The 22,747-nt window shown below is 66.8% G+C and carries 24 protein-coding genes; 14 read left to right on the top strand and 10 right to left on the bottom strand.

All coding sequences use genetic code 11. The features are described 5' to 3' along the window. Positions 1–208 precede the first annotated feature (208 nt). Positions 209–454 (top strand): DUF4166 domain-containing protein, encoded by a 246-nt coding sequence (locus tag FA89_RS14570; RefSeq protein ID WP_036141547.1) that lies wholly within the window; start codon positions 209–211, stop codon positions 452–454. Positions 455–481: 27 nt separating this feature from the next. On the opposite strand, the gene FA89_RS14565 is transcribed toward FA89_RS14570, so the two are convergent. Continuing rightward, on the bottom strand, positions 482–1,225 hold the full coding sequence (locus FA89_RS14565; protein ID WP_036141545.1) for an SDR family oxidoreductase: 744 nt from the start codon (positions 1,223–1,225) through the stop codon (positions 482–484). Positions 1,226–1,320: 95 nt separating this feature from the next. Between FA89_RS14565 and FA89_RS14560 the strand changes: the two genes are divergently transcribed. The 5 genes from FA89_RS14560 to tadA all read left to right on the top strand — a co-directional run bounded on the left by FA89_RS14560 (position 1,321) and on the right by tadA (position 5,616). Continuing rightward, positions 1,321–2,247, top strand: a complete 927-nt coding sequence (locus FA89_RS14560) for an AraC family transcriptional regulator (protein ID WP_036141543.1) — start codon at positions 1,321–1,323, stop codon at positions 2,245–2,247. A 477-nt stretch (positions 2,248–2,724) separates the two neighbouring features. Next, a complete protein-coding gene (locus FA89_RS14555) occupies positions 2,725–3,234 on the top strand; it encodes a helix-turn-helix transcriptional regulator (protein WP_036141541.1) in 510 nt (169 codons plus the stop codon). Positions 3,235–3,319: 85 nt separating this feature from the next. Further along, complete coding sequence (locus FA89_RS14550) at positions 3,320–4,483, top strand: NADH:flavin oxidoreductase/NADH oxidase (RefSeq protein ID WP_051938818.1); 1,164 nt, start codon at positions 3,320–3,322, stop codon at positions 4,481–4,483. Beyond that, positions 4,480–5,052 carry a DNA-3-methyladenine glycosylase I gene (locus FA89_RS14545; protein WP_036141539.1) on the top strand — a complete coding sequence of 191 codons (573 nt, stop codon included), beginning with the start codon at positions 4,480–4,482 and terminating at the stop codon, positions 5,050–5,052. The genes FA89_RS14550 and FA89_RS14545 overlap by 4 nt, the downstream gene beginning before the upstream one ends. Before the next feature lie 75 nt (positions 5,053–5,127). Beyond that, on the top strand, positions 5,128–5,616 hold the full coding sequence (gene tadA, locus FA89_RS14540; RefSeq protein ID WP_036141538.1) for a tRNA adenosine(34) deaminase TadA: 489 nt from the start codon (positions 5,128–5,130) through the stop codon (positions 5,614–5,616). Between the two features lie 15 nt (positions 5,617–5,631). On the opposite strand, the gene FA89_RS14535 is transcribed toward tadA, so the two are convergent. Continuing rightward, positions 5,632–6,453: an NAD-dependent protein deacetylase gene (locus FA89_RS14535; protein WP_036144467.1), complete on the bottom strand. Its 822-nt coding sequence runs from the start codon at positions 6,451–6,453 to the stop codon at positions 5,632–5,634. A 33-nt stretch (positions 6,454–6,486) separates the two neighbouring features. Continuing rightward, entirely contained in the window at positions 6,487–7,326 is an 840-nt protein-coding gene (locus FA89_RS14530; RefSeq protein WP_036141536.1) for a hypothetical protein, read from the bottom strand. A gap of 72 nt (positions 7,327–7,398) precedes the next feature. Between FA89_RS14530 and FA89_RS14525 the strand changes: the two genes are divergently transcribed. From FA89_RS14525 to FA89_RS20840, 3 genes are all read left to right on the top strand, one after another. Beyond that, positions 7,399–8,091: a response regulator transcription factor gene (locus tag FA89_RS14525; RefSeq protein WP_051938817.1), complete on the top strand. Its 693-nt coding sequence runs from the start codon at positions 7,399–7,401 to the stop codon at positions 8,089–8,091. A 104-nt stretch (positions 8,092–8,195) separates the two neighbouring features. Continuing rightward, complete coding sequence (gene pgm, locus FA89_RS14520; protein ID WP_036141535.1) at positions 8,196–9,836, top strand: phosphoglucomutase (alpha-D-glucose-1,6-bisphosphate-dependent); 1,641 nt, start codon at positions 8,196–8,198, stop codon at positions 9,834–9,836. 79 nt (positions 9,837–9,915) lie between these two features. Beyond that, positions 9,916–11,826 (top strand): methyl-accepting chemotaxis protein, encoded by a 1,911-nt coding sequence (locus tag FA89_RS20840; RefSeq protein ID WP_036141533.1) that lies wholly within the window; start codon positions 9,916–9,918, stop codon positions 11,824–11,826. A gap of 72 nt (positions 11,827–11,898) precedes the next feature. On the opposite strand, the gene FA89_RS14510 is transcribed toward FA89_RS20840, so the two are convergent. Beyond that, complete coding sequence (locus FA89_RS14510; protein ID WP_036141529.1) at positions 11,899–12,645, bottom strand: glucose 1-dehydrogenase; 747 nt, start codon at positions 12,643–12,645, stop codon at positions 11,899–11,901. Between the two features lie 192 nt (positions 12,646–12,837). On the opposite strand from FA89_RS14510, the gene zwf reads away from it, so the two are divergent. The 3 genes from zwf (at position 12,838) to msrA (ending at position 15,381) form a co-directional block, all read left to right on the top strand. Continuing rightward, positions 12,838–14,325, top strand: coding sequence for a glucose-6-phosphate dehydrogenase (gene zwf, locus FA89_RS14505; RefSeq protein WP_036141527.1), 1,488 nt, complete (start codon positions 12,838–12,840; stop codon positions 14,323–14,325). A 97-nt stretch (positions 14,326–14,422) separates the two neighbouring features. Then, positions 14,423–14,884, top strand: a complete 462-nt coding sequence (gene msrB, locus FA89_RS14500; RefSeq protein ID WP_036141524.1) for a peptide-methionine (R)-S-oxide reductase MsrB — start codon at positions 14,423–14,425, stop codon at positions 14,882–14,884. Beyond that, positions 14,881–15,381 (top strand): peptide-methionine (S)-S-oxide reductase MsrA, encoded by a 501-nt coding sequence (gene msrA / locus FA89_RS14495; RefSeq protein ID WP_036141521.1) that lies wholly within the window; start codon positions 14,881–14,883, stop codon positions 15,379–15,381. Before msrB ends, msrA begins: the two co-directional genes overlap by 4 nt. 67 nt (positions 15,382–15,448) lie before the next feature. Here msrA and FA89_RS14490 read toward each other — a convergent pair whose 3' ends face one another. After that, positions 15,449–16,105 (bottom strand): HAD-IA family hydrolase, encoded by a 657-nt coding sequence (locus FA89_RS14490; RefSeq protein ID WP_036141518.1) that lies wholly within the window; start codon positions 16,103–16,105, stop codon positions 15,449–15,451. A gap of 27 nt (positions 16,106–16,132) precedes the next feature. Next, the gene (locus FA89_RS14485; RefSeq protein WP_036141515.1) at positions 16,133–18,691 is read right to left on the bottom strand and encodes a bifunctional diguanylate cyclase/phosphodiesterase; all 2,559 of its coding nucleotides are present in this window, start codon (positions 18,689–18,691) and stop codon (positions 16,133–16,135) included. A 150-nt stretch (positions 18,692–18,841) separates the two neighbouring features. Between FA89_RS14485 and FA89_RS14480 the strand changes: the two genes are divergently transcribed. Continuing rightward, positions 18,842–19,390, top strand: a complete 549-nt coding sequence (locus FA89_RS14480) for a DUF2878 domain-containing protein (protein ID WP_185754387.1) — start codon at positions 18,842–18,844, stop codon at positions 19,388–19,390. Here FA89_RS14480 and FA89_RS14475 read toward each other — a convergent pair. After that, the gene (locus FA89_RS14475; protein ID WP_036141512.1) at positions 19,361–20,113 is read right to left on the bottom strand and encodes a hypothetical protein; all 753 of its coding nucleotides are present in this window, start codon (positions 20,111–20,113) and stop codon (positions 19,361–19,363) included. The two genes, FA89_RS14480 and FA89_RS14475, sit on opposite strands and share 30 nt — an antisense overlap. A gap of 71 nt (positions 20,114–20,184) precedes the next feature. Then, a complete protein-coding gene (locus FA89_RS14470; RefSeq protein WP_036141509.1) occupies positions 20,185–21,027 on the bottom strand; it encodes a class I SAM-dependent methyltransferase in 843 nt (280 codons plus the stop codon). A 115-nt stretch (positions 21,028–21,142) separates the two neighbouring features. On the opposite strand from FA89_RS14470, the gene FA89_RS14465 reads away from it, so the two are divergent. Beyond that, on the top strand, positions 21,143–21,679 hold the full coding sequence (locus FA89_RS14465; protein WP_036141506.1) for a YaeQ family protein: 537 nt from the start codon (positions 21,143–21,145) through the stop codon (positions 21,677–21,679). A 9-nt stretch (positions 21,680–21,688) separates the two neighbouring features. Here FA89_RS14465 and FA89_RS19345 read toward each other — a convergent pair whose 3' ends face one another. Further along, a complete protein-coding gene (locus FA89_RS19345; RefSeq protein WP_051938815.1) occupies positions 21,689–22,321 on the bottom strand; it encodes a GspH/FimT family pseudopilin in 633 nt (210 codons plus the stop codon). Next, positions 22,312–22,746: a type IV pilin protein gene (locus FA89_RS14455; RefSeq protein WP_036141504.1), complete on the bottom strand. Its 435-nt coding sequence runs from the start codon at positions 22,744–22,746 to the stop codon at positions 22,312–22,314. The genes FA89_RS19345 and FA89_RS14455 overlap by 10 nt, the downstream gene beginning before the upstream one ends. Position 22,747: the final 1 nt, after the last annotated feature.

Here is a 22,747-nt window from a genome sequence, read left to right as displayed (position 1 = left end):
TATTTGACAGGAGAAGGGCCGTAGAACTGTTTTTGCGCATCTAATGCACCTCGCTCGATGGGAAGCCTCATGACTGATTTGCCTTCAGATCCCATCGGGGCCGCCTGGCTGGCTCGGGCCTATGATGTGCTGCCCCTGGCGCCGTTGCCTGTGCTGAGCCAGATGGGCGGCCGGCGCGCCACCTAGGTCAAAGGCGAATTCCATCTGGATGTTGCTGGTGGAGCGTTTCGGTGTGGCGTCCTTCGCCATGGCCATGGTCGTCGAGGCCGTCGGACTGCACTTCGTGCCGCGCCGATGGTCGCTGTTCGGCGTTCCCATGGCCGCAAGCTTCCTGCCGCGGGGACGCATGGTCGAATCCGAGGAAGCGGGGCTCTTTCGCTTCCCTATGGAGATCGTGCTGCCGTTTGTCGGCCTCGTTGTCGCCCGTCGCGGTTTGCTCGATCCGGAAGCCTGAGGCGAAACGTGTGGGACAGGTACGGGTTCAACCTGCTGCCGCCAACGCCACCGCATCGTCGCCCGCAGGCATATGTGCCGGACTGCCCGGATCGGTCGCGGCCAGCCACACCGCTTCGGCCACCTGCATCGGCCGCGTGATCGTCGACTCCTGCTTCCATTGCGCGAAAACATCCTTCGCGATCCCGGCATAGGCTTCGGGGAAGCCAGCCGCCATCCGCGGCTTTGCGTTCTCGCCGAAACGGGTATCCGGTGCGCGGCCGGGCAACACCACACGTACGCGGATGTCGAACGGCGCCAACTCCAGCGCGAGCGAATCGGAAAAGGCGTTCACGGCCGCCTTGCTTGCCGTGTAGACCGAGAGCAGGTGCAGCGGGCGGAGCGTCACGGTGGAGGTGACGTTGACGATCACGCCGTCGCGGCGCTCGCGCATCTGCGGTACCAGGGCGCGGGTCATGGCGATGGTGCCGAGCGTGTTGGTTTCGAATACCTCGCGCGCACTATCCATGGCGGTGCCTTCAAGCGCATTGAGCATGCCGATGCCGGCGTTGTTGACCGGCACGTCCACCGGACCGGCCGCGGCGACTACGCGATCGATGCTGGCGGCATCGGTGACATCCAGTTCAATGATCCGCAGGCGGTCGGAGGCGGGCAGCAGCTTTTCCTGCGGCTTACGCATGGTGGCGACGACCTTCCAGTCTCGCTCGAGGAAGTAGCGTGCGATCTCGCGGCCGAAGCCCGACGAACAGCCGGTGACGAGGATCGTTTTCATGGGATGTCCTGGGTGGGTGAGCAGGAGCACCACACTACGGAGCGTTCACCGGACTTACTATAATAATTAGTCCATTATTCGTTAGAGAAAGTCCGGTGAATGACCCGCTCGCCGACATGGTTACCCTTCTGCAGCCCAGGCCGATCTTCTCCAAGGCAATCAGCGGGGCGGGGCAGTGGCGTGTTCGCCGGCATGAAGCGGGGCAAGCGTTCTATTGCGTGATCCTCGGGGGCTCGAACCGTGTGCAGACGAACGGCAAGCCACCGATGACCTTGGTCGCGGGTGATTTCCTGCTGATTCCGCAGCTGTTCGATTTCACGATATCGAGCCTGATTCCACCGGCTGCGGGGGAGGCAGATACCTTGCCTGTCGTCGGGTCCGACGGCGTATATCGTCTCGGCACGGTCGACGCGCCGTCTGAGGTCGAGTACCTGATCGGCCAGTGTACGTTCCGGTCGTCGGATGCCCGTCTTCTGGTCTCGTTGCTTCCCGATGTGGTGCGCGTGAGCGGCGAGCATCGGCTGGCCGCGCTGGTGGGGCTTCTGCGCGACGAATCGCGAGCTGATCGGCCCGCGCGTGAGGTCGTCCTGGCGCATCTGCTCGAACTCCTGTTCATCGAGGCGCTACGTTCCGCCGGAACAGCGGCCTCGCCGGGATTGGTCCGGGGACTTGCCGATCCACGGCTCGCGCTCGCGTTGCGCCGGATGCATCAAAGTCCTGGCGAGTCATGGACGGTGCACCGTCTTGCCGCCATCGCGGCACTGTCACGTTCGATGTTTTTCGAACGCTTCAGCGAACGGATCGGCATGGCTCCCATGGCGTACCTCACATCGTGGCGCATGGCACTGGCGAAGGAGATGCTGCGCTCGGGCGACCTCGGCATGGTGACCATCGCCGAGCGTGTCGGTTACCGCTCGGCCAGCGCCTTCAGTGTGGCGTTTACGCGGTATGTCGGTCTGCCGCCGACCCATTACGCACAGCACGCGTTGAGCCCGGCATCGTCGGAGCGGGACCACCGATAACGCTCGAAGGCCCTGTTCATCGGGCCTATGCGCAGGCGCGAGGGCGACGCCTGCTTTTGTCGCGTTGCCTGCTTACCACACCTGCCGCCGCTTTCTCTTTGGCCTTCTGTTAACTCTTAAAACACCACCTGCGGACGTAGATGGATACTTGGTTGTCTATTGACAACCATTGGTTTTAAGACGAAGCTTGGAGTCAAGGATGTCCCGACGAAGCCATCCGAAGAAAGACATAGAAGACGCACTACGCCACGCGGAGCGTTCCGGCTGGCGGGTCAGCACCGGCGGCAGCCATGCCTGGGGAAAGTTGTATTGCCCCTACAACGATCGGGATTGCCGCTGTGGTGAGTTCTGCATCACCAGCATCTGGAGTACGCCCAAAAATCCGGCAAGTCACGCACGGGCGCTACGCCACGTGGTGGATCACTGCAATGCGATTCGCAAGCCGGGCGGTCGAAGCCGTTGAACCAAGGAGGTTCCATGGAATACGTATTCACCCTCAAGTACAGCCTGCCCACCGATGAAACCGACATGGACGCACTTGTCGAGCGGTTGGGCGAAGCGGGCTGCGACGATGCCATCCTCGGCATCGGCCTGCCGGGGCGCCTGGCCCTGGCGTTCAGCCGGGAAGCCGTCTCGGCGGTCGACGCCATGCGGTCGGCACTCGAGGACGTGCGACAGGTGGTGCCCGCAGCGGTATTGATCGAGGCCTCGCCCGATGTCGTCGGTCTTACGGATATCGCGGAAGTCGCCGGTGTCTCCCGGCAGAACATGCGCAAACTGATGCTTACGCATGCCGGTCGCTTTCCGGCCCCGCTACACGACGGGTCAAGTGCGTTATGGCATCTGTCCGACGTGCTCGCATGGCTGGCCGATCGCAAGGGTTATACCGTCGATCCGACGGTCATGGAGACGGCGCTGGCGGCGATGGAGGTCAACATCGCCAAGGAGCATGCGCGGCTGGCGTCCACCGATACTGCGCCGGGCTGATAAAGCTGCCGGATAAGTCCGGCTTGCGTGTAAGGGAATCCGTCACCATCTCGGAGTTCTTCTCGCCTTCCCCGGAGTATGTTCCATGGCCCAACCGGCGCTCTTCAAGCCTTTACGCGTGCGTGACCTCGAACTGGCCAACCGCATCGTCATCGCACCCATGTGCCAGTACTCGGCCGACAACGATGGCCGCATGAACGACTGGCACCGTATCCACCTCGGCCAACTGGCCCTGTCCGGCGCGGGGCTGCTCACGATCGAGGCGACCGCGGTGGAACCGGGAGGCCGCATCACCTGGGGCGACGTGGGCCTCTACGACGACGCTACGGAACACGCCATGGGCGGTGTGCTGGAAAGCATCCGACACTGGTCGGACATGCCGATCGGCATCCAGCTGGGCCACGCCGGACGCAAGGCCTCCACGGAGACGCCGTGGGCTGGCGGTCACCAGCTAGCCCCCGATCACGAACACGGCTGGCAGACGGTGGGCGCGTCGGCCGTGCCCTTCCATGCAGGCGATCATGCGCCCGTGGCGCTCGACAAGGCCGGCCTGGCCCGTGTCCGTGATGCCTTCGCCGCCGCGGCCGAGCGGGCTGCCAGGCTTGGCCTCGCCTTCGTACAACTCCATGGCGCGCACGGTTACCTGCTGCACCAGTTCCTGTCACCCTTGTCCAACCAGCGCACCGACGACTACGGCGGCTCGCTCGAAAATCGCATGCGCTTCCCGCTGGAGATTTTCGACGCCGTGCGTGCGGTGTTTCCCGCCGATCGTCCGGTGACGATGCGGGTATCCGCTACCGATTGGGTGGAGGGCGGCTGGGACCTGGAACAGACGATCGCCTTTGCCAAGGCGCTCGAGGCCCGGGGTTGCGATGCCATCCACGTGTCGACGGGTGGCCTCGACGAGCGCCAGACCATTCCGGCAGGACCGAACTACCAGGTGCCGTTCGCCCGCGGCATCAAGCAGGCGGTTGGCCTCCCGGTGGTGGCAGTGGGTCTGATCACCAGCCCTGAGCAGGCCGAAGCCATCGTCGCCACCGGCGATGCGGACATGATCGCGCTGGCCCGCACGATCCTCTACGACCCGCGCTGGCCCTGGCATGCCGCCGCGGACCTGGGCGCTACCGTCCGTCCGCCGAAGCAGTACCTGCGGTCGCAACCGTCGCGGCTCCGGAACCTGTTCGGTTCGTCCGGAGGCATCGGGCCGCAGGCGGCGTGGATCCGCGACGAGGACGGCAGCTACCGGTGAATGAGGAACCCACACGTTGCGCCTGGGCCGGCAGCGACCCGCTCTACGCCGCGTACCACGACACGGAGTGGGGGGTGCCGCTGCACGACTCGCGCATGCTCTGGGAGCAGTTGATGCTGGAGGGTTTCCAGGCGGGATTGTCCTGGATCACCATTCTGCGCAAGCGGGAAAACTTCCGTAAGGCGTTCAAAGGCTTCGATCCGGCCAAGGTGGCGCGATTCGGCGAGGCGGACATCGTCCGCCTGCTCGACGATGCCGGCATCATCCGCTCGCGGGCAAAGATCGAAGCCACCATCAACGGCGCGCGGATCTACGAGGACATGCGCGCCCGTGGCGAAACCTTCGATGCGTATTGCTGGTCGTTCACCGACGGCACGGTGATCCGGGGCGACGGGCGTAGCGTGCCGACGCAGACCCCGTTGTCGGTGACGATTTCCAAGGATCTCAAGAAGCGCGGCTTCAAGTTCGTCGGCCCCACCATCACCTACGCCTGGATGCAGGCGGTAGGCATCGTGGACGATCATGCCGCGACGTGCTTCCGGCGTAAGCCTCAGCCAGCCGGGTCGTAGCCGGCTGCGTAGGCGCATCGTCCGACCCGCCTAAACGACGTAGAATCCGCCCCTTGTCCCGGGAATGCCCCTGCCTTGTCCACGCCCTACGTCGCCAGCCATGACACGTTCTCGGAAGCCGACCGCCGCTGGATGGAGCGTGCGCTGGTGTTGGCCGCACACGCCCGCGACGCCGAGGGCGAGGTCCCGGTCGGCGCGGTGCTTGTGTCGGACGATGTCGTCATCGGCGAAGGTTGGAATCGCAATATCACCCTGAACGATCCCACCGCGCATGCGGAGATCCAGGCTTTGCGTGCGGCCGGGCAGGCGGTGAGCAATTACCGGTTTCCCGGCTCCACGCTCTACGTCACCCTCGAGCCCTGCACCATGTGCGCCATGGCCATGATCCATGCGCGCGTCGGACGTGTGGTGTACGCCGCGACCGATCCCAAGACAGGTGCGGCGGGAAGCGTTTTCGACACCCTGGTTTCCCCATTGCACAACCATCGCGTGACCGTGGTCGGCGGCCTGGAAGCGGAGACGGCAAGCGCGATGCTGCGCGCGTTCTTCCGCGCGCGCCGCTAGGTTTCGTGAGTGCCGTTAGGCATAGGGTGCCAGCACCTCGGTCACCGAACGCTCGATCTTCAGGTCGAACAGGGCATCGGCACGCGTGACGCCGATATTGAGCGAGGCGATGGGCAGGCCACGCCGCGAGGCTTCCAGCACGAACCGGTAGCCGGAGTAGACCATCAGCGACGAGCCGACCACCAGCATGGCGTCCGCCTGGCCGAGGCGTTCCCAGGCGGTGTCCACGCGGGCACGCGGCACGTTCTCGCCGAAGAAGACGACATCCGGCTTCAGGATGCCGCCGCAGAGCGTGCATGCCGGAATGACGAAGGAGGAGAAGTCTACCTCGTCCAGGTCCGCGTCGCCGTCGGGTGCGATCGTGGCCTGCAGCGCCAGCCATGCGGGGTTCGCGCTCATCAGCCGGTTCTGCATGGCGTCGCGTCCGGTGATGTCGCCGCACTGCATGCAGCGCACGCGGTCCAGGCGCCCGTGCAGGTCCACCACCTCGACGCTGCCTGCCGCCTCGTGCAGGCCGTCGACGTTCTGGGTCAGCAGCAGCGCGATGCGGCCATCCTGTTCCATCCGTGCAAGCGCACGATGGGCCGCATTCGGGCTGACGGCGGCGAAATGACGCCAGCCGATCATGCCGCGGGCCCAGTAGCGCGCCCGCGCCGGCGACCCGCTCATGAACATCTGCAGGGTCATCGGGGGACGGCGTTTCCACGCGCCTTGGCCGTCGCGGTAATCGGGGATGCCGGAGTCCGTGCTGATACCCGCGCCGGTCAACACGAACAGACGGGGGTGGGCATCGACGAAGGCGCGCAGCGGATCGTCGGCGGAGGCGATGGCGGGCAGGGTGCTCACGATGCGCGAACTATAGCGGATCGGTCAGGTGTGGTTGCGAAGCACCTCGAGCACGCAGGCGGCGTCCTCGCCGAAGCGCCGGATGGCCGCGTCGAGGGTGGGGCTGCGCTCCTCGGCCAGGCGGCGCTCCAGGTGCAGCCCCATGCGGGCGAGGTCCGTCGCCTCGGCCATGCCCAGCGCGCCGGACACGCGGTGCAGCCAGGCCTGCAGGTCGGCCGTGCCGGGTTGCGCGAGCAGGAGGTACAGCTGGATCAGGTCGCGGCTGAGCGAACGATCCAGCGCCGCGATCACCTCGCGCAGCGCTGACGTGCCGCCCAGGGTGGTGCGGAGTGTCTCGATATCGATGCGCGGGGGCACGCGGGGCAGGGTGAGGGTGATCTCCACGATGATGCGGGTGCCACGGTCGGCCGCACACTCGATATGCAGGACGCCGTCCAGTGCGGCCACCATGGCATCGGCCTTCGCCAGGCACGGGCAGTGTTCGTCGAGCGCGTTGCCGGTGTCCGCGACGGTGATATGGACCATCTGGCCGTCCGGATCATCGCCCACCACGTCCACCTGCAAAGCGACCCGCACGCTGCCGGGCACGGCGAACGCCCTGTCCAGCAGGAGGCACAGCACGCGGCCCAGCATGGCGTAGGGGCCGACCAGATCGTGCGCCAGCGCCGGGTCCACCTCGATCTCCAGCTCGCTGCCGTGGCGTCGCGCGATGCGGGCGTAGTGCTGGCCGATACGAGTCAGCAGCGCCGGCAGGTCACGGCATTCTCTGATGCTCGCGCACGCGAGCGCGATGCGGTCGTACCCCGCCAGCAACTGTGCGCGCAGGCGTCGTCGCAGTGGCAGCGATGGGCGCGATGTGCTCAACTCTGCGCCCCGCCGATGGCGTCCTGGAAGGGCGCATGGCGGCCTGGACTGGTTATCGAGAAAGGATTACTCATGGTTCACCGTGTCATCCTGGCGGACGATCATCCCGTCGTGCTCAAGGGCATCAGCCTGGCGTTGACGAAGGACGGCCTGGCCGACGTGGTCGGCGAGGCACAGTCGCCGGACGAACTGCTCGCCGTGCTGGCCAGGGAACCCTGTGACGCGCTTATCACCGACTTCAGCATGCCCGAACCGGGCCGCGACGGGCTGGCCCTGCTGGCGGAAATCCGCCGGCTCTATCCCGACCTGCCGGTCATGGTGATCACCACCCTGGCCAATCCCGCCCTTTATCGCGAGATCCTCGAGGCAGGCGTGCGCGGACTGATCGGCAAGTCGGGGGATACGCGGGAGATTCCCGAGGCACTGGCGCAGATCCTGTCGAACCATGTCTACCTGGGAGCCTCCGTTCGCGAAATGATTTTCACACCGCAGGGCGAGCCCATCGGCACGGGGACGCTGGCGGACCTTTCGCCGCGGGAGCTGGAAATCCTGCGCCTGTTCGCCGCGGGCAACAGCGTGACCGACATAGCCCGGGCCACGGGACGCGGCTTGTCCACCATAAGCCAACAGAAGACCAACGCCATGCGCAAATTGCGGCTGGAAACCGATGCGGAGATATTCGAATACATCGAAAGGCTGCGACTTCCGCCGGCCGGCGTACAGGCGGCCGGTCAACATAGTCGCAGCCGCACGGGCGGGACATAGAAAAAATCTCAAAAGTGCACGCCGGTTTGACATCGGCGTTCAGGCGCCGTGCCTACAATGTGACGGTCCGGTGCCCCGACGGCGCCACCCAAGGAGACGTATCGGTGAGTGCCAAGATCAGCCCGCTGGCGGGCAAACCCGCCACGGAAGCCACCCCGGTGGATGTCGCCGCCCTGCTGGCCGCCTATCACGACCTGCAGCCCGATCCGTCGGTGCCCGAGCAGCGCGTGGTGTTCGGGACGTCCGGCCACCGCGGTTCATCGCTGGTCCGCTCGTTCAATGCATGGCACGTACAGTCCGTGGTCCAGGCGATCTGCGAGTATCGCCGCAAGGAAGGCATCGACGGTCCGCTGTTCGTGGGCATCGACACCCACGCGCTGTCCGCTCCCGCGTTCGAAAGCACGGTAGAAGTGCTGGCCGCGAATGGGATAGCGACCTACGTGTCCCGTGGCGGCGAATTCACGCCCACGCCGGCGGTCTCGCATGCCATCCTCGTCTTCAATCGCGGGCGTGACAGCGGCCTGGCCGACGGTATCGTCATCACGCCGTCGCACAATCCGCCCGAGAGCGGCGGCATCAAGTACAACCCGCCGCACGGCGGCCCCGCCGATACCGACGCCACATCATGGATCGCCCAGCGCGCCAACGCGCTGATCGAGGACGGGCTGCGCGAGGTGAAGCGGCAGCCGTTCGCGCAGGCGATCAAGGCCTCCACCACGACCGAGTACGACTTCCTCGATCGTTACGTGAGCGATCTCGGCGACGTGCTGGATCTGGACATCATTCGTGCCAGGGGCGTCCGCATGGGCGTCGATCCCCTCGGCGGCGCCGGTGTCCACTATTGGCGTGCGATCGCTGAGCGCTACACGCTCGACCTCACCGTGGTCAGCGAAACCGTCGATACCACGTTCTCCTTCATGTCGCTGGACTGGGACGGTCGCGTGCGCATGGACCCGTCGTCGTCCTATGCCATGCAGCGCCTGATCGGGCTGAAGGACACGTTCCAGGTCGCCTTCGCCTGTGACACGGATCACGATCGCCACGGTGTCGTGGCGCCCAGCACCGGCTTGCTGCCCGCCAACCATTACCTCGCGGCGGCGGCGTGGTACCTGTTCCAGAACCGGCCCGGTTGGCGCCCCGATGCCGCGGTCGGCAAGACCGCTGTCAGCACCGGCCTGCTCGATCGCGTCGCCGCCAGCCTGGGGCGGCCGCTGCGCGAGGTTCCGGTGGGCTTCAAGTATTTCGTCTCCGGCCTTTACGACGGCAGCCTCGGCTTCGGCTGCGAGGAAAGTGCGGGCGCCTCCTTCTTGTCAAGGGACGGATCGGTCTGGTCGACCGACAAGGACGGCATCGTCGCGGCGCTGCTGGCCGGCGAGATGACCGCCCGACTCGGGCGCGACCCTGGCGAGATCTATCGCGGGATCACCGCCGAGCTGGGCGACCCGGCCAACGCGCGCATCGACGCTCCCGCCTCGCACGCGCAAAAGGCCACCCTGTCGAAGCTTTCCCCGGATCGGGTCGATTCGAAGACCCTGGCGGGCGATCCGATCGTCGCGGTGGTCAATCAGGCCGGTGGCCAGCCCATCGGAGGGATCAAGGTCAGCTCGGCCGAAGCCTGGTTCGCAGCGCGCCCGTCGGGCACCGAGGATATCTACAAGGTCTACGGCGAGAGCTTTCGCGGTGCCGACCATCTGGCCCAGGTGCTGGCCGAAGCGCAGGCCATGGTAGACAAGGCGCTCGGCTGATCAAAAAACGCCGCGGGCGCCTAAAGATTGTGCCGAATACGCCGTCAAGGAAGTGTCTCCTTCATTCCGGGCGCCCCGCGTGACTCTTTTCAAATCGACCCAGGCCCGCTACACGGTGGCGGTAGCTGCGTACTTCCTCGTATTGGTGGGGCTCACCCTGGTGGTGATCCGCCTCTTCGTCAGCCCGGACCTGCGCGCCGGTGAAGCCGAACTGGTCGGGCGCAACGTCGACGAGATCGGCACGGTCATCACCAACAAGCTGCACCAGGTGGAGGCGCAACAGCGCAGCATCACCCAGACCGTGGCGCTCATGGACAGCCCGTCCATCGACCGGCTGCAGCCCGGCCTGGTGGACCAGTACGGCGATGTCGACGTGTTCGGTGGCGGCATCTGGCCGCTGCCGTTCAAGCGCGAGGCCACGAAGGAGCGCGACAGCACCTTCTTTGCCCGCGATGCCAGCGGCAAGCTGATGGTCAACACGCACTGGAACCAGCCCGACGCCCTGAAGTACTGGGAACAGAGCTGGTACAAGAACGGCCTGAGCGCCCCGCGTGGCCATTGCCTCTGGGCCGACGCCTACAAGGACGACGCGAGCGCACAGCCGCGGACCAACTGCGCCATGGCCATCTACAAGGGGGACGAGATCTTCGGCGTCTCCACCGTGGACGTCACGCTGGGCTTCTTCAACCGCCTCGTGGCGGACATGGAAAAGAAGGTGCATGGCCAGATCCTGATCGTGGAGCCGAACGGCACCGTGGTCAGCAACAGCACCTACATCAAGGACGACATCGTCCTGAAGAAGATCGCCGACCTGGCCGGCAGTTCGGCCATGATCGCCCAGGTGAGGGACGCCCTCCCGGGCGTGGCCAAGGGGGGCCAGGTCGAGCGGGACTACGACGTCGACGGCGAATCGCATACGTTGTTCCTCAAGCCGATCGCCGGGACGCCCTGGGTGCTCGCCACCAGCCTGCCGACCCATCTGCTCACCGAGAACAGCACCCGTGTGCTGACCAAGCTGGCCGCGGTGCAGGTACCGCTCGCCGCGCTGCTGCTCATCGCGCTGGTGCTGGGCATCCGCGCGCTGATGAACCAGCTGGCCACCTTGAAGACCAACATCGACGAGCTCAATTCCGGCGAAGCGGATCTCACCCGCCGGCTCAGCTATGGCAAGGGCACCGAATACAACGGCGTGGTGGACAGCTTCAACGGCTTCATCGCTCGCCTGCAGGGCATGATGCGGCAGGTGCGCGACAGCTCCGCGGCCATTTCCTCGGCGGCCACGCAGATCGCCAGCGGCAACCTCGATCTTTCCCAGCGCACGGAGGAGCAGGCCAGCTCCCTGGAAGAAACCGCTGCGTCGATGGAAGAGCTGACCGCCACGGTCCGGCAGAACGCGGACAATGCCCGTCAGGCCAACACGCTGGCCCGTGATGCGGCGGCGGCGGCACGCAGCGGCGGTGACACGGTGGACGAAGTGGTCGTGACCATGGATGCCATCACCCGGTCGTCCGCCCGCATCGCCGATATCGTCGGGGTCATCGACGGCATCGCCTTCCAGACCAACCTGCTGGCGCTGAACGCGGCGGTGGAAGCGGCGCGTGCCGGTGAGCAGGGACGCGGTTTCGCGGTGGTGGCCGGTGAGGTGCGCAGCCTGGCCCAGAGTTCGGCAAAGGCGGCCCGGGACATCAAGACGCTGATCGCGGATTCCGTGGAAGATGTGGAACGGGGCTCGTCGCTGGTCCGCGTGGCGGGCCAGCGCATCGGCGACCTGACCGGCAACGTGGCGCATGTGGCCACCTTCATGGAAGAGATCATGGCCGCCAGCAACGAGCAGAGCCAGGGTATCGAGCAGGTCAGCGGCGTGGTCACGCAGCTGGACGACATGACCCAGCAGAACGCGGCCCTGGTCGAGGAAGCCGCGGCCGCGGCCAAGGCCCTGGAAGACCAGACCCGCACGCTGGAGTCGGTGGTGGGCGGCTTCAAGCTCTGACGGATAACGCTGGCGCCGGCGCCCTCGATAGGGGCGCCGGCGTCGTTCCGCCCATGGGCTTCCCGGACGTTTTTAGCGCATGCCGCCCGAGGCGATGATCAGCTCGCCCGTGAGCCACTTGGCCTCGTCCGACGCGAGGAACGCGACCACCGGCGCGATATCGTCCGGCTGGCCCACGCGACCCAGTGGGGTCAGGCCGACCGCCCACTGTTCGAAGTCGCCACCGGCGAAACCCGCCGTATGCACGCCCTCCGTGATGACCATGCCCGGGTTGACCGCGTTGACCCGGATGCCGCGGGCACCCAGTTCTCGCGACAGCACGCCGGTGATCGCGTCCACCGCGCCCTTGGTGCCCGAATACACGGCGCTGCCCGGCGGCGTGATCCGCGTCACCGTGGACCCGATATTGATGATGCTGGCGCCCTGGCCGAGATGGGGGGATGCCGCCTGGGTGACCAGGAGGGTACCCAGCACGTTGATGTCGAAGATGCGGCGATACAGGGCCTCGGTCGTCTCCTCGATCGGGGCCATCTGGTAGACGCCTGCGTTGTTGACCAGGATATCCAGGCGGCCGAACTGCGCGATGGCCGCGGCCACCATGCCTTCCGCATCCGCCTGCTTCGACACGTCGCCGCCCACGGCGAACGCCTTGCCGCCCGCGGCTTCGATCGCCGCGACCACCGTATCGGCACCGGCCTTGCTCGAGGCGTAATTGACCACCACGGAGGCACCTTCGGCGGCCAGCGTGCGTGCAATGGCCGCACCGATGCCCTTGGACGCGCCGGTGACCAGCGCGACCTTGTCTTTCAGCTTGCTCATGGTTGTTTTCCCGTGATCGACCGCCGGTATGGCCGCCGCTGTCCCCTTGCATGGGGGTGACGGGTGCGCGTGTGTCATAGGTTGCCGGTCAAAACATTTGTGCGTGGCGCGCAACAGTAACGGGGTGCGCTGGCCTTGAATCCATGATGCAATGCCGCATTGATGATCGGGACACTTCCGGGAATACGCACCATGACTACTTCGACCCCGCTCGAACCCGTCGATTCGTTCGACTACGTGATCTTCGGCGCCACGGGCGACCTGACGATGCGCAAGCTGCTGCCTGCGTTGTACCGGCGTTTCGCCGAGGGCCAGATCCCCGACGACGCGCGGATCGTGGGCACGGCGCGTTCGCCGCTGGACGATGCCTCGTACCGCGAACGCGCGCAGAAGGCCCTGAAGGAATTCATCCGCGAGGACGAATACGCCGACGATACGGTTAGTCGCTTCCTCGAGCGCGTGCATTACGTCAGCCTCAACGGCGCGGAAGCCGGCGGCAACTGGGACGGCCTGAAGTCGTTGCTGGAAAAGGATGCCGCCGAGGATCGCGTACGCGTGTTCTACCTGGCCACGGCGCCCGACCTTTACGGCGACATCGCACGCAACGTCGACGAAAAGGGCCTGCGCACCGCCAGTTCGCGCATCGTGCTGGAGAAACCCATCGGCACCGACCTGGAGACCGCGCGCAAGGTCAACGAGGGCGTCGGCCGCCACTTCCCCGAGAACACGATCTTCCGCATCGATCATTACCTGGGCAAGGAGGCGGTGCAGAACATCATCGCGCTGCGTTTTGCCAACCCGATGCTCGAGCGCATGTGGGATCGCGAGTCCATCGAGTATGTGCAGATTACCGCGGCGGAAACGGTGGGCCTGGAAGGGCGCGGCGGTTACTACGACGGCTCCGGCGCACTGCGCGACATGATCCAGAACCACCTGCTGCAGGTGTTGACCGTGGTCGCCATGGAACGCCCCGCCTCGCTGGAAGCCGATGCGCTGCGTGACGAGAAGGTGCGCGTGCTGACCTCGCTCAAGCCGCTGGACCGCGACCACCTCGCGACGAGCGTGGTGCGCGGGCAGTACGTGCAGGGCAAGCAGGACGGCAAGCCGGTGCCGGGCTACCGGGAAGAACTCGGCGACGACTCGACCAGCACGACGGAGACCTTCGTCGCGCTCAAGGCGGAGATCGACAACGCCCGCTGGCAGGGCGTGCCGTTCTACCTGCGCTCGGGCAAACGCATGCCCGAGAAACTCACCGAAATCGTCATCCAGTTCCGTGCCGCGGAGGCCGGGCTGTTCGGCGACGCCCGCCCGGGCAGCCGCGTGCGCATCCGTATCCAGCCCAACGAGAGCATCCGCCTGCCGCTGTTCGTCAAGCAGCCGGGCGACCGCTTCGCCCTGGAAGAGGTCGATGCCCTGTCGACGTTGAACGATCCCTCGCGCGTGGTCTATCGGGATTCCTACGAAGGCCTGCTGCTGGATGCGGTGAAGGGCAGCCCGGCGCTGTTCGTGCGCAAGGACGAGACCGAGGCCGCCTGGCGCTGGGTGACGCCCATCCTCGAAGCCTGGGAGACCGACACGCAGGGCCCCGACACCTACGAGGCGGGTACCTGGGGCCCGGATGCGGCACGTGAGCTGCTCCGTCGCGCCGGGCACCGCTGGATCGAGGACATCGCCGGCTGAACGGGCCGGGCAGGAGCGGGCAGCGCGTTGCCATTGCATCCACGCAAGCTGCCCGCATTATCGGTGGAACGCCGCCATCCCCCTCGAGGAGTGCCCCATGGCCGACTACCGAAAAACCCCCGAAGCCCTTGCCCGGCTGACGCCGGAGCAGTTCCGCGTCACCCAGGAGAGCGGCACGGAGCGCCCGTTTCAGAACGCGTTCCACGATAGCCATGCGCCCGGCATCTATGTCGATATCGTTTCCGGCGAGCCCTTGTTTTCGTCGCTGGACAAATTCGACAGCGGCTGTGGCTGGCCCAGCTTCACCCGCCCGCTCGAGGACGAGCACGTGGCGGAGAAGCGCGACATCACCCACGGCATGATCCGTACGGAAGTGCGTTCCACCCATGCCGACAGCCATCTCGGTCATGTATTCCCGGACGGCCCGCGCGACAAGGGCGGCCTGCGTTACTGCATCAACTCCGCCTCGCTTCGCTTCATTCCCGCGGCCGACCTGGAAAAGGAAGGATATGCGGACTATGCGGCACAGTTTGCCGCCCGTGACGGGGGTGAGGCATGAACTCGCGCGCCATCCTGGCAGGCGGCTGCTTCTGGGGCATGCAGGACCTGATCCGCAAGCAGCCGGGCGTGATCGCCACCCGCGTGGGTTATTCGGGCGGCGATGTCCCCAACGCCACCTATCGGAACCACGGTTCGCACGCGGAGGCCATCGAGATCGAGTTCGATCCCGCCGTGCTCAGTTACCGCAAGATCCTGGAATTTTTCTTCCAGATCCACGACCCGACCACGCCCAATCGCCAGGGTAACGACCGCGGCCTCAGCTACCGCTCCGCCATCTTCTACCTCGACGACGAGCAGAAGGCGATTGCGGAAGACACGATCGCCGATGTCGACGCGTCCGGCCTCTGGCCGGGCAACGCGGTGACGGAACTGGCGCCTGCCGGCGACTTCTGGGAAGCCGAGCCGGAGCACCAGGATTACCTGGAAAAGTTTCCCAATGGCTACACCTGTCATTTCATCCGCCCGGACTGGGTGCTACCGAGCCGCGGCGCGTAAGCTTCCGCCCCGTTGTGCCGCCCGTCTGGTCGTTGTCAGGCGGGCGGGATAACGGGGCCTGACGTGGTCAGTCGCGGAGTATGTCCAGCAGGTCGGGCATGCGATCGATGACCGCCAGCGCGCCGGTTGTCGCCAGGTCCAGCGATTTGCGGTAGCCGTAGCTCACCATCACCAGGGCCACGCCCGCGTCGTGCGCGGCCAGCGCGTCGCTTTCCGAATCCCCCACCATGAGCACCTCCGTCACGGCGACCCCCGTCTGCCGGGCAAGGTGGAGCAGGGGCGCGCCGCTGGGCTTGCGCTGCGGCAGCGTGTTGCCTCCGGCGATGCCGTCGACGAAGGGCAGCATGCCGCGCGCATCGAGCAGCGGCCGCACGAACTCCTCGTTCTTGTTGGTGCACACGGCGAGGGTCACGCCCTGGTCGTGCAGTGCCCGCAGCGTGTCGACCACGCCGTCATAGGCGTCGCCGTCGAGCGCGGTTTCGGCGTAATGCACGAGAAAGCCCGGCATCACGGCGTCGATGTCCGCCTCGCTGCCGGCGTCGCGGAACGCATAGGTGATCAGCTGGCGCGAGCCCTCGCCGATCCAGTCGACGATGCGTGCATCGTCCACGCGCGGCAGCTTCCAGTCCTCGAGCGTGCGATTGACCGCGGCGGCAATGGCTGCGGCGCTGTCGACCAGGGTGCCGTCGAGATCGAAGATGACCAGGGAGAACGGGAACGTCACGGCAGGCTCCGGCAAAAAACGCTCATTCTACGCCCGGGGTGCCTTGCGTCGATGCTGGAGGAAGACAATGACATCGTCCACGGACATCGGTACGGCGGCGTGATAGCCCTGGAGGTAATCGCAGCCGTGCGCGACCAGCCACTCCGCCTGCGACGCGCGCTCCACGCCTTCGGCGATCACCTGCAGCCCCAGCGTACGGCCCAGGGTGATGATGGCCTCGCATACGGATGCCGAGCGCACCTCCGAGTCGATCTCGGCGACGAAGGCGCGGTCGATCTTCAGCGCATCGATGGGTAGGTCGCGCAGGTAGGCGAGGCTGGAAAACCCGGTGCCGAAATCGTCCAGCGCCACGGGGACGCCGAGCGTCCTGAGCGCCTCCATCGCACGCAGTGCCTGGTCGCCGATGACCGCGCTTTCGGTCAGTTCCACCTGGATGGCACCGCGTGGCAGGTCTTGCTCGGCGATGGTCTGTCGTATCGCTGCCACGATGTCGTCGCGTTGCAACTGCACGGCCGATACGTTCACCGCGAGCGCGACGTTCGGGAAACCCGCGTGTGCCATGCGGACGTAGGCACGCCCCACCTCCCGCAGCACCCGGTGTCCCAGCGGCACGATCAGCCCGGTTTCCTCGCACAGCGGGATGAAGACGTCGGGAGCGACGAAGCCACCATCCGGCAACGGCCAACGGATGAGGGCCTCCATGCTGACGATGTCGCCATCGCTGCTGCGCACGATGGGCTGGAAATGGACGGTGAAGGTGTCCTCGTCCAGCGCGCTGCGGATCTGCGCCGCCATCTTCAGGCGGTTGATGGACGCGGCGGCCATGGCCGCCTCGAAGACGTGCCACGTGCCGGGCGCGCCGCTGCCCATCTGCGCCGCCAGGGCGGCGGCGCCGAGCACTTTCTCCGCGCGGTCGCCGTCGCGGGGATGCACCGCCAGGCCCACGCGCGGTTCCAGGATGTGCAGCATGCCGTGCACGCTGACGGGCGAGGTCACGGCACGCATCAGCGCGGCCAGCGTCTCGCCGCGCCTGGCTTCGTCCATGATCGCCATGACGAAGGTTTCCGCCGGACGGTGGGCGACGGCCGTGCCGGGGCCCTTGAGGGCCGCGAACCGGTCGGCCATGACCCGCAGCACATCCTGGCCCACAGCCTGTCCGAAGGTGTCACTGATGAGTTCCAGCCCGCGCAGCTGCACGAAGGCCAGCTCGTAGCCGCCGGCCCGGCGACGTTCCTCGTCGAGGAAGTCCAGCAGGGCGTCGGTATTGTGCAGACCGGTAATCGCGTCGTGCGTGGCCCGGTGCCGCAGCACCCGTTCGTTGCGCAGCCGCTCGGTGACGTCCTCGACCACCACCAGCCGGGCCACGTGGCCGGGAAAATCGATGTCGGACCCATGGACCAGCACCTGCAACAGGCTGCCGTCGACGCGGCGGTGCGTCCACGGCCGGCTATCGAGGGTGTCACCACCACCACGTCCCTCGACGGCCGCCCGTAGAGCGCGCGCATCGGTGGTGGGCCGGATGTCCAGCAGGGTCATGGCCTGGAACTGTTCCCGCGTATAGCCATAGGCATCGATGGCCGCCTGGTTGACCACCAGGAAGCGCATGGTATCGGTGTCGTACACCCAGGACGGCATGGGGTTCTTGTCGAAGATGATGCGGAAGCGCCGCTCGGCCGTTTCGATCTCGCCGACATAGCGCAGGTGATCACGTTCGGCACGGCCGATCCGGCGCAGGATGTACCACAGTGCGATCCAGTACAGCAGGTACAGCGCGGCGGTCAGCGCCACCACGGGGTACCAGTTGCCGAGGAGGGCGGCACTGGCCGCACCGAAGCCCACCCGTAGCGGATAGCGGCCGGGCGCTGCCAGCGAGATGACGCGATCCACGCCGTCGACCTGGCTGATACGGCGGCCCGCACGCGTATCCTGGGGATCGAACAGGATGTCGACCGGCTTGCCGATCAGCTCGGGATGGTTACCGGTGCGGGCGACGATCGTGCCGTGCAGGTCGACGACCGTCGCGACATCCTGCGACCCCGCGTGGAGGTTGTCGACGACATCCTGCAGGTCCTCCTGGTTCATGCGTGCCAGCAGCCAGCCGCCGTCCACGAACGGCACGGCCAGGGGAATGACCCAGCCCTTCCCGTGTCGCTCGATGGGCCCCATGCGCAGGTCGGTACCGGCTGCCGGCGAGCCGATCCACTGCATGATGGCGGGCTCGCCGTCACCGGGGCCCACGGCCTGGCCCGCCGGGTCGAGCAGCACGATGCTCTCCACCTGGTCGTGGCGCGCGATCGCGTCCTTGAGGCTGTCCGCCAGCAGGGGCTTCGCCTCGTTGGGCACCGTAAGCGTCAGGTCGTGCGCGCTGGCCGAAATACCCATCAGCGCGACTTCCAGCTGCCTCAGGCGCGCATCGATCAGGCGCTGCGCACCATCGGCCAGTGTCCGCGCCTGTGCATGGGCCGCCTGGACACGGTGCTGGTAGTCCTGGAACAGGACCACCGCGAGGCCGACGCCGATGATGACGCCCACGGCAAAGCCGATGGTCTGTACCAGCGCCGATGTTTTCCTGAACTCGTTGACCACGGCGATGGAACGCCTATCCCCCGGGAGACAGGACGCTAACAGCCTCGTGGGGTCGCCCGCAATCGTCACCTGTACCGCTGCGTGCCATGGGTGCATCCTTGGCGGGCGCCGTCACGTAGACAACGCTAACGTTTGCTTCCGGACAAGCCCTTGCTGCGTTCCCCGATCGTCACTTTCATCGTTTACGAAGCCTTGTGGTTCGCGGTGGTCATCGCCGCTGGTGGCGAACACGGCTGGATGGCCTCGGGGTTTACCGTGGCCTTCGTCGCCTGGCAGGTCGCGATGGCGCGCGAGCGTCGCCTCATGCTCCGGCTTGCCTGCCTGGCCGTCGTGTTCGGTGCTGTCGTGGATGGCGGAGCCACCGCGCTGGGCTTCGTGCGCTACGCGGCCGATGTGCCGGCACCGTGGCCGGGTGGACCGCCCTGCTGGATCCTCGGCCTGTGGGCCGCGTTCGCCGTGACCATGCCGGGTCCGATGCGGTGGCTGGCGGGTAGGCCCTGGCCGGCGGCCCTGCTGGGCGCCATCGGCGGGCCGTTGTCCTACGCCGGTGCGGCGCGCGGCTGGCATACCGTGCTGCTCACCGCGCCGTCGTGGCATGGCTATACGTGGCTGGCGGTCACCTGGGCCCTGGCCATGGCAGCGCTCGCCATCGCGCTGGAGCGTCTCGGCTCAGGCGGGGCAGCGTCCATCGAGGGGTAGGGCCAGGGCCTGGTCCCACGCGGTGTCGGGCACGCCTTCGGTGCGATCGGCTGGCAGGAACTCGATGCGGACGTCCGCGGGCTTGCCGCGTGCGTCGCGGATCGTACCCGGCCCTTCGTAGCGACGCAGGCGTCGTGTGGCTTCGGTGTAGGTCACGTCGATCGTCGGTGCGGCAAAGCCATACCAGGCGTCCAGCTTCAGGGCGATGCGTCGCTCCGTGCCCTCCCGCCCGGATGCGACGACCTTGACCGGAAAGAACTTGCCCTTGCCGGTCATCAGGAAGGGCGCGGAGGCGCCGCGATCCACCACCTGGTCCCAGCGGGCGCGCAGGAACACGTCGAATCCCGCATCGATGACGGCATCGGGCGGTACCGTCAGGGCCTGCTCGCTGCGCTGTCCACCGACGCGGCGCACGTAGACGACACGTTGCGCGCCGTCGCCGCGTACGCCGTCCTCGTACCCGTTGCGCGCATCGGTGAAATCGAAGTCCGGTTGCGTCGGTATCGTGCCGGCGCGCAGCCGCTTGCGTGCGAAGGGCTTGCCATCGGGGCACTGGAACACGATGAGATGCCGTGAGGCATCGCCCAGGTGCACCTCGCGATAGAGCACGGCAGTGCCACCGCGCGCGTAAGCGGTACCGACGTAACGTTCCATGGCGGCGGCGGGCAGCGCCAGGGCGCAGGCGGCAAGGACGAGCACGGGACGAGCGGACGTAACGGACATGGGGCCTCACGGGGACGGGGGCGTCGTGAGGATCATACGGGCCGCGACAGCGACGGGATGCGCGTTCCGCGTCAGCGGCGTGTCGCGTACACGCCATCGAGCGCGGGCTCGGCCCTGAAACCGGCCTTGTCCAGCCGTGCCGCCACCTCGCGCGGCACGTCGCGTCCGCTGGTGAGCTTGTTGGGGCTGCCGGTGTAATGGAACAGCCTGCCGCCACGCCGCAGGACACGGGCCAACTGTCCGTAGAACGTCTGCGAGTAGAGTTCGCCGGCGATGCCGAAACGCGGCGGGTCGTGCAACAGCGCGTCCACCGACGCATCGGCGATGCCCGCGATGGCCACCGACACGTCGGCATGCGATAGCCGCAGTCGCCCGCCATGGCCCGGGGCATCGGGATCGGGCGACCAGGGATTCAGCGTGCGCAGCCACAGCACGTCGTCGTTCTTCTCGAACGAATCCACCCGTGCCGCGCCGTCTTGCAGGCAGCAGGCGGCGAAATAACCCAGGCCCCCGCAGGTATCCAGCACCACCTTGCCGCGCGGCTGCACCAGGGCGACCTTGCGCCGTGCGTCGTCGAACGGGGATTCCCTGGCGGTCGGCAACATCTTGATGCCGTCGATCTCGAAGGTGGGCGCGCCCCAGGGCGTGGGAACGAGCTTGATCAGCGAGTCGGCAAAACGCGAGACCGGGGCGAACGCCTCGCCGTCCCACCAGTAGATGGTGCGGTCCTTCAGTTTGCCGGGGTGCGGGAATGAACCACCGCGCCAGCTCCACGTTGCGCCGTGCAGGCGCACCTCGTCGTCCGAGCGACCGAGGTCCAGCGAGCCGCGCCAGGCGTCCTCGCCACGGGCGTGTGCCGCATCCCAGGCCTCGACGACGGGACGTGTCAGCAACGGGCCGGAGTAGTGGGGCACGGACGGTATCCTTCGACGGGCAGTCGGTCATTTTAACCACGGCACGCCGCCCACGCATGGCGCTGCCGGGCTTCCTGTACGCTTTGCGGCTGACCCGAAGCGAAGCGCACTCCCCATGGCACTCAAATCCACCGTCTTCAAGGCCGACCTGCAGGTCAGCGACATGGACCGGCATTACTACCAGGCCCATGCCCTGACACTCGCCCAGCATCCGTCGGAAACCGACGAGCGCATGATGGTGAGGGTGCTGGCCTTTGCCCTGAACGCGGACGACGCGCTGGTGTTCGGCAAGGGGCTCAGCGCCGACGACGAACCGGACCTGTGGCGCAAGGAACTTACCGGCGAGGTCGACCTGTGGATCGAACTGGGCCAGCCCGACGAGCAGCGCATCCGTCGCGCGGCAGGTCGCGCCAACCGGGTCATCGTCTACACCTACAGCGGTCGTGGCGCGGAGGTGTGGTGGAAGAAGACGGCCGCAGCCGTGGCACGGACGAAGAACGTGTCGGTGGTCGACGTGGCGCCCGCCACCGTCGAAGCCCTGGCGGCACTCACCCAGCGCACGATGCAGATCCAGTTCATGATGCAGGACGGCCAGGCGCAGGTGATCAGCGGCGATGCGGTGATTCCCGTCGAGCTGAACGTCCTGGCCTGAGCGAGCGGGTTACGGCGTGCACGCGTCCGTGCTGGCCAGCTTGGTCGAGGCGATGCCGCCATAGGGGCTGACCCCGATGCGGGACCCCGGCACGGCCGTGGTGTTCGCGCCCGTGGTGGTGCCGGTGGCACCGGCGCACAGCACGAAGGCCATGGGCTGGCTGGGGTTGGTGCGTGAGGCCAGCGGCACCAGTTGGCCCTGCTGGCCGAAGGTCACCACGGCGGCGTCGCTGGCGACCGCGGAGATCCCGTTGAAGGCAGTCGCCGTGCGCAGCAGCTGCATGCCGGCCGACGAGTTAGCCGTGTAGACATCGGTCGCCGTGGTGGTTGCCACCGGGTGCACGTAAACCAGCCAGCCGGTGTCGTAGCGATTGCTGGCCGAGCACGTGGCCCCGTCCGCGCTGGCGCATACCGACACGTAATTGGCGCGCACGACGGCCTCGGTGCGTGCGTACTGCACCGCTGCCTGCAGGCTGTCCGTCGCGGCGCGCAGGCGATGCTTCTGCACCATGGTGCGGAACGACGGCACGGCCAGGGCGGCAAGGATCGCCGCGACGACGATCGCCACCACGAGCTCCAGCAGGCTGAAGCCATGCTGGCGGTGCCGAGCCTGTCGTCGCGTGCGCATGCGTTTCACCAGCATGTGCCGTTGCTGGTCGTGCCGGCGGGCGCCTTGACGCCCGTGCTGGTCAGGGACAGCGCGCCGCAGACATCGCGCGCCTGCGCGCCCTGGGGAACGGGCGTGGCGGTAGCGGTATAGGCCTGGGCATCCAGCGATGCCACTGCGGTCACGGTGACCGATGCCGTGTAATAGCCCGCTTCGGAATTTGCCGTAGTGGATGCCGCATAACCGATCGTCGCCAGGTCCGCGTACGCGTTGTGCAGGGCGTAATAGCGCTCCTGCGCGTTGGCGATGCTCATCAGCAGCTTCTGGCCGTCGCTGCGTCGTGCCCGGTACCCGTATTTGGTGTACGAAGGCACGGCGATGGCCGCGAGGATCGCCATCACGACCAGCACGATCATCAGTTCCAGCAGGGTGAAGCCGCGGCGATGTCGGAACGTGTGCATA

The sequence above is a fragment of the Luteibacter sp. 9135 genome (assembly GCF_000745005.1).
GTDB lineage: Bacteria > Pseudomonadota > Gammaproteobacteria > Xanthomonadales > Rhodanobacteraceae > Luteibacter.
The sequence above is the reverse complement of the archived record's forward strand: the minus strand, read 5'-3'. Positions and strand labels throughout refer to the sequence as shown.

What these genes read in the sequence shown, in the direction of transcription:
- FA89_RS14570 (WP_036141547.1), top strand. Translation starts at nt 209, where the DNA reads ATGTTGCTGGTGGAGCGTTTCGGTGTGGCGTCCTTCGCCATGGCCATG.
- FA89_RS14565 (WP_036141545.1), bottom strand. Translation starts at nt 1,225, where the DNA reads ATGAAAACGATCCTCGTCACCGGCTGTTCGTCGGGCTTCGGCCGCGAG.
- FA89_RS14555 (WP_036141541.1), top strand. Translation starts at nt 2,725, where the DNA reads ATGGAATACGTATTCACCCTCAAGTACAGCCTGCCCACCGATGAAACC.
- FA89_RS14550 (WP_051938818.1), top strand. Translation starts at nt 3,320, where the DNA reads ATGGCCCAACCGGCGCTCTTCAAGCCTTTACGCGTGCGTGACCTCGAA.
- FA89_RS14525 (WP_051938817.1), top strand. Translation starts at nt 7,399, where the DNA reads ATGGTTCACCGTGTCATCCTGGCGGACGATCATCCCGTCGTGCTCAAG.
- FA89_RS14510 (WP_036141529.1), bottom strand. Translation starts at nt 12,645, where the DNA reads ATGAGCAAGCTGAAAGACAAGGTCGCGCTGGTCACCGGCGCGTCCAAG.
- zwf (WP_036141527.1), top strand. Translation starts at nt 12,838, where the DNA reads ATGACTACTTCGACCCCGCTCGAACCCGTCGATTCGTTCGACTACGTG.
- msrB (WP_036141524.1), top strand. Translation starts at nt 14,423, where the DNA reads ATGGCCGACTACCGAAAAACCCCCGAAGCCCTTGCCCGGCTGACGCCG.
- msrA (WP_036141521.1), top strand. Translation starts at nt 14,881, where the DNA reads ATGAACTCGCGCGCCATCCTGGCAGGCGGCTGCTTCTGGGGCATGCAG.
- FA89_RS14475 (WP_036141512.1), bottom strand. Translation starts at nt 20,113, where the DNA reads ATGTCCGTTACGTCCGCTCGTCCCGTGCTCGTCCTTGCCGCCTGCGCC.
- FA89_RS14465 (WP_036141506.1), top strand. Translation starts at nt 21,143, where the DNA reads ATGGCACTCAAATCCACCGTCTTCAAGGCCGACCTGCAGGTCAGCGAC.
- FA89_RS19345 (WP_051938815.1), bottom strand. Translation starts at nt 22,321, where the DNA reads ATGCTGGTGAAACGCATGCGCACGCGACGACAGGCTCGGCACCGCCAG.
- FA89_RS14455 (WP_036141504.1), bottom strand. Translation starts at nt 22,746, where the DNA reads ATGCACACGTTCCGACATCGCCGCGGCTTCACCCTGCTGGAACTGATG.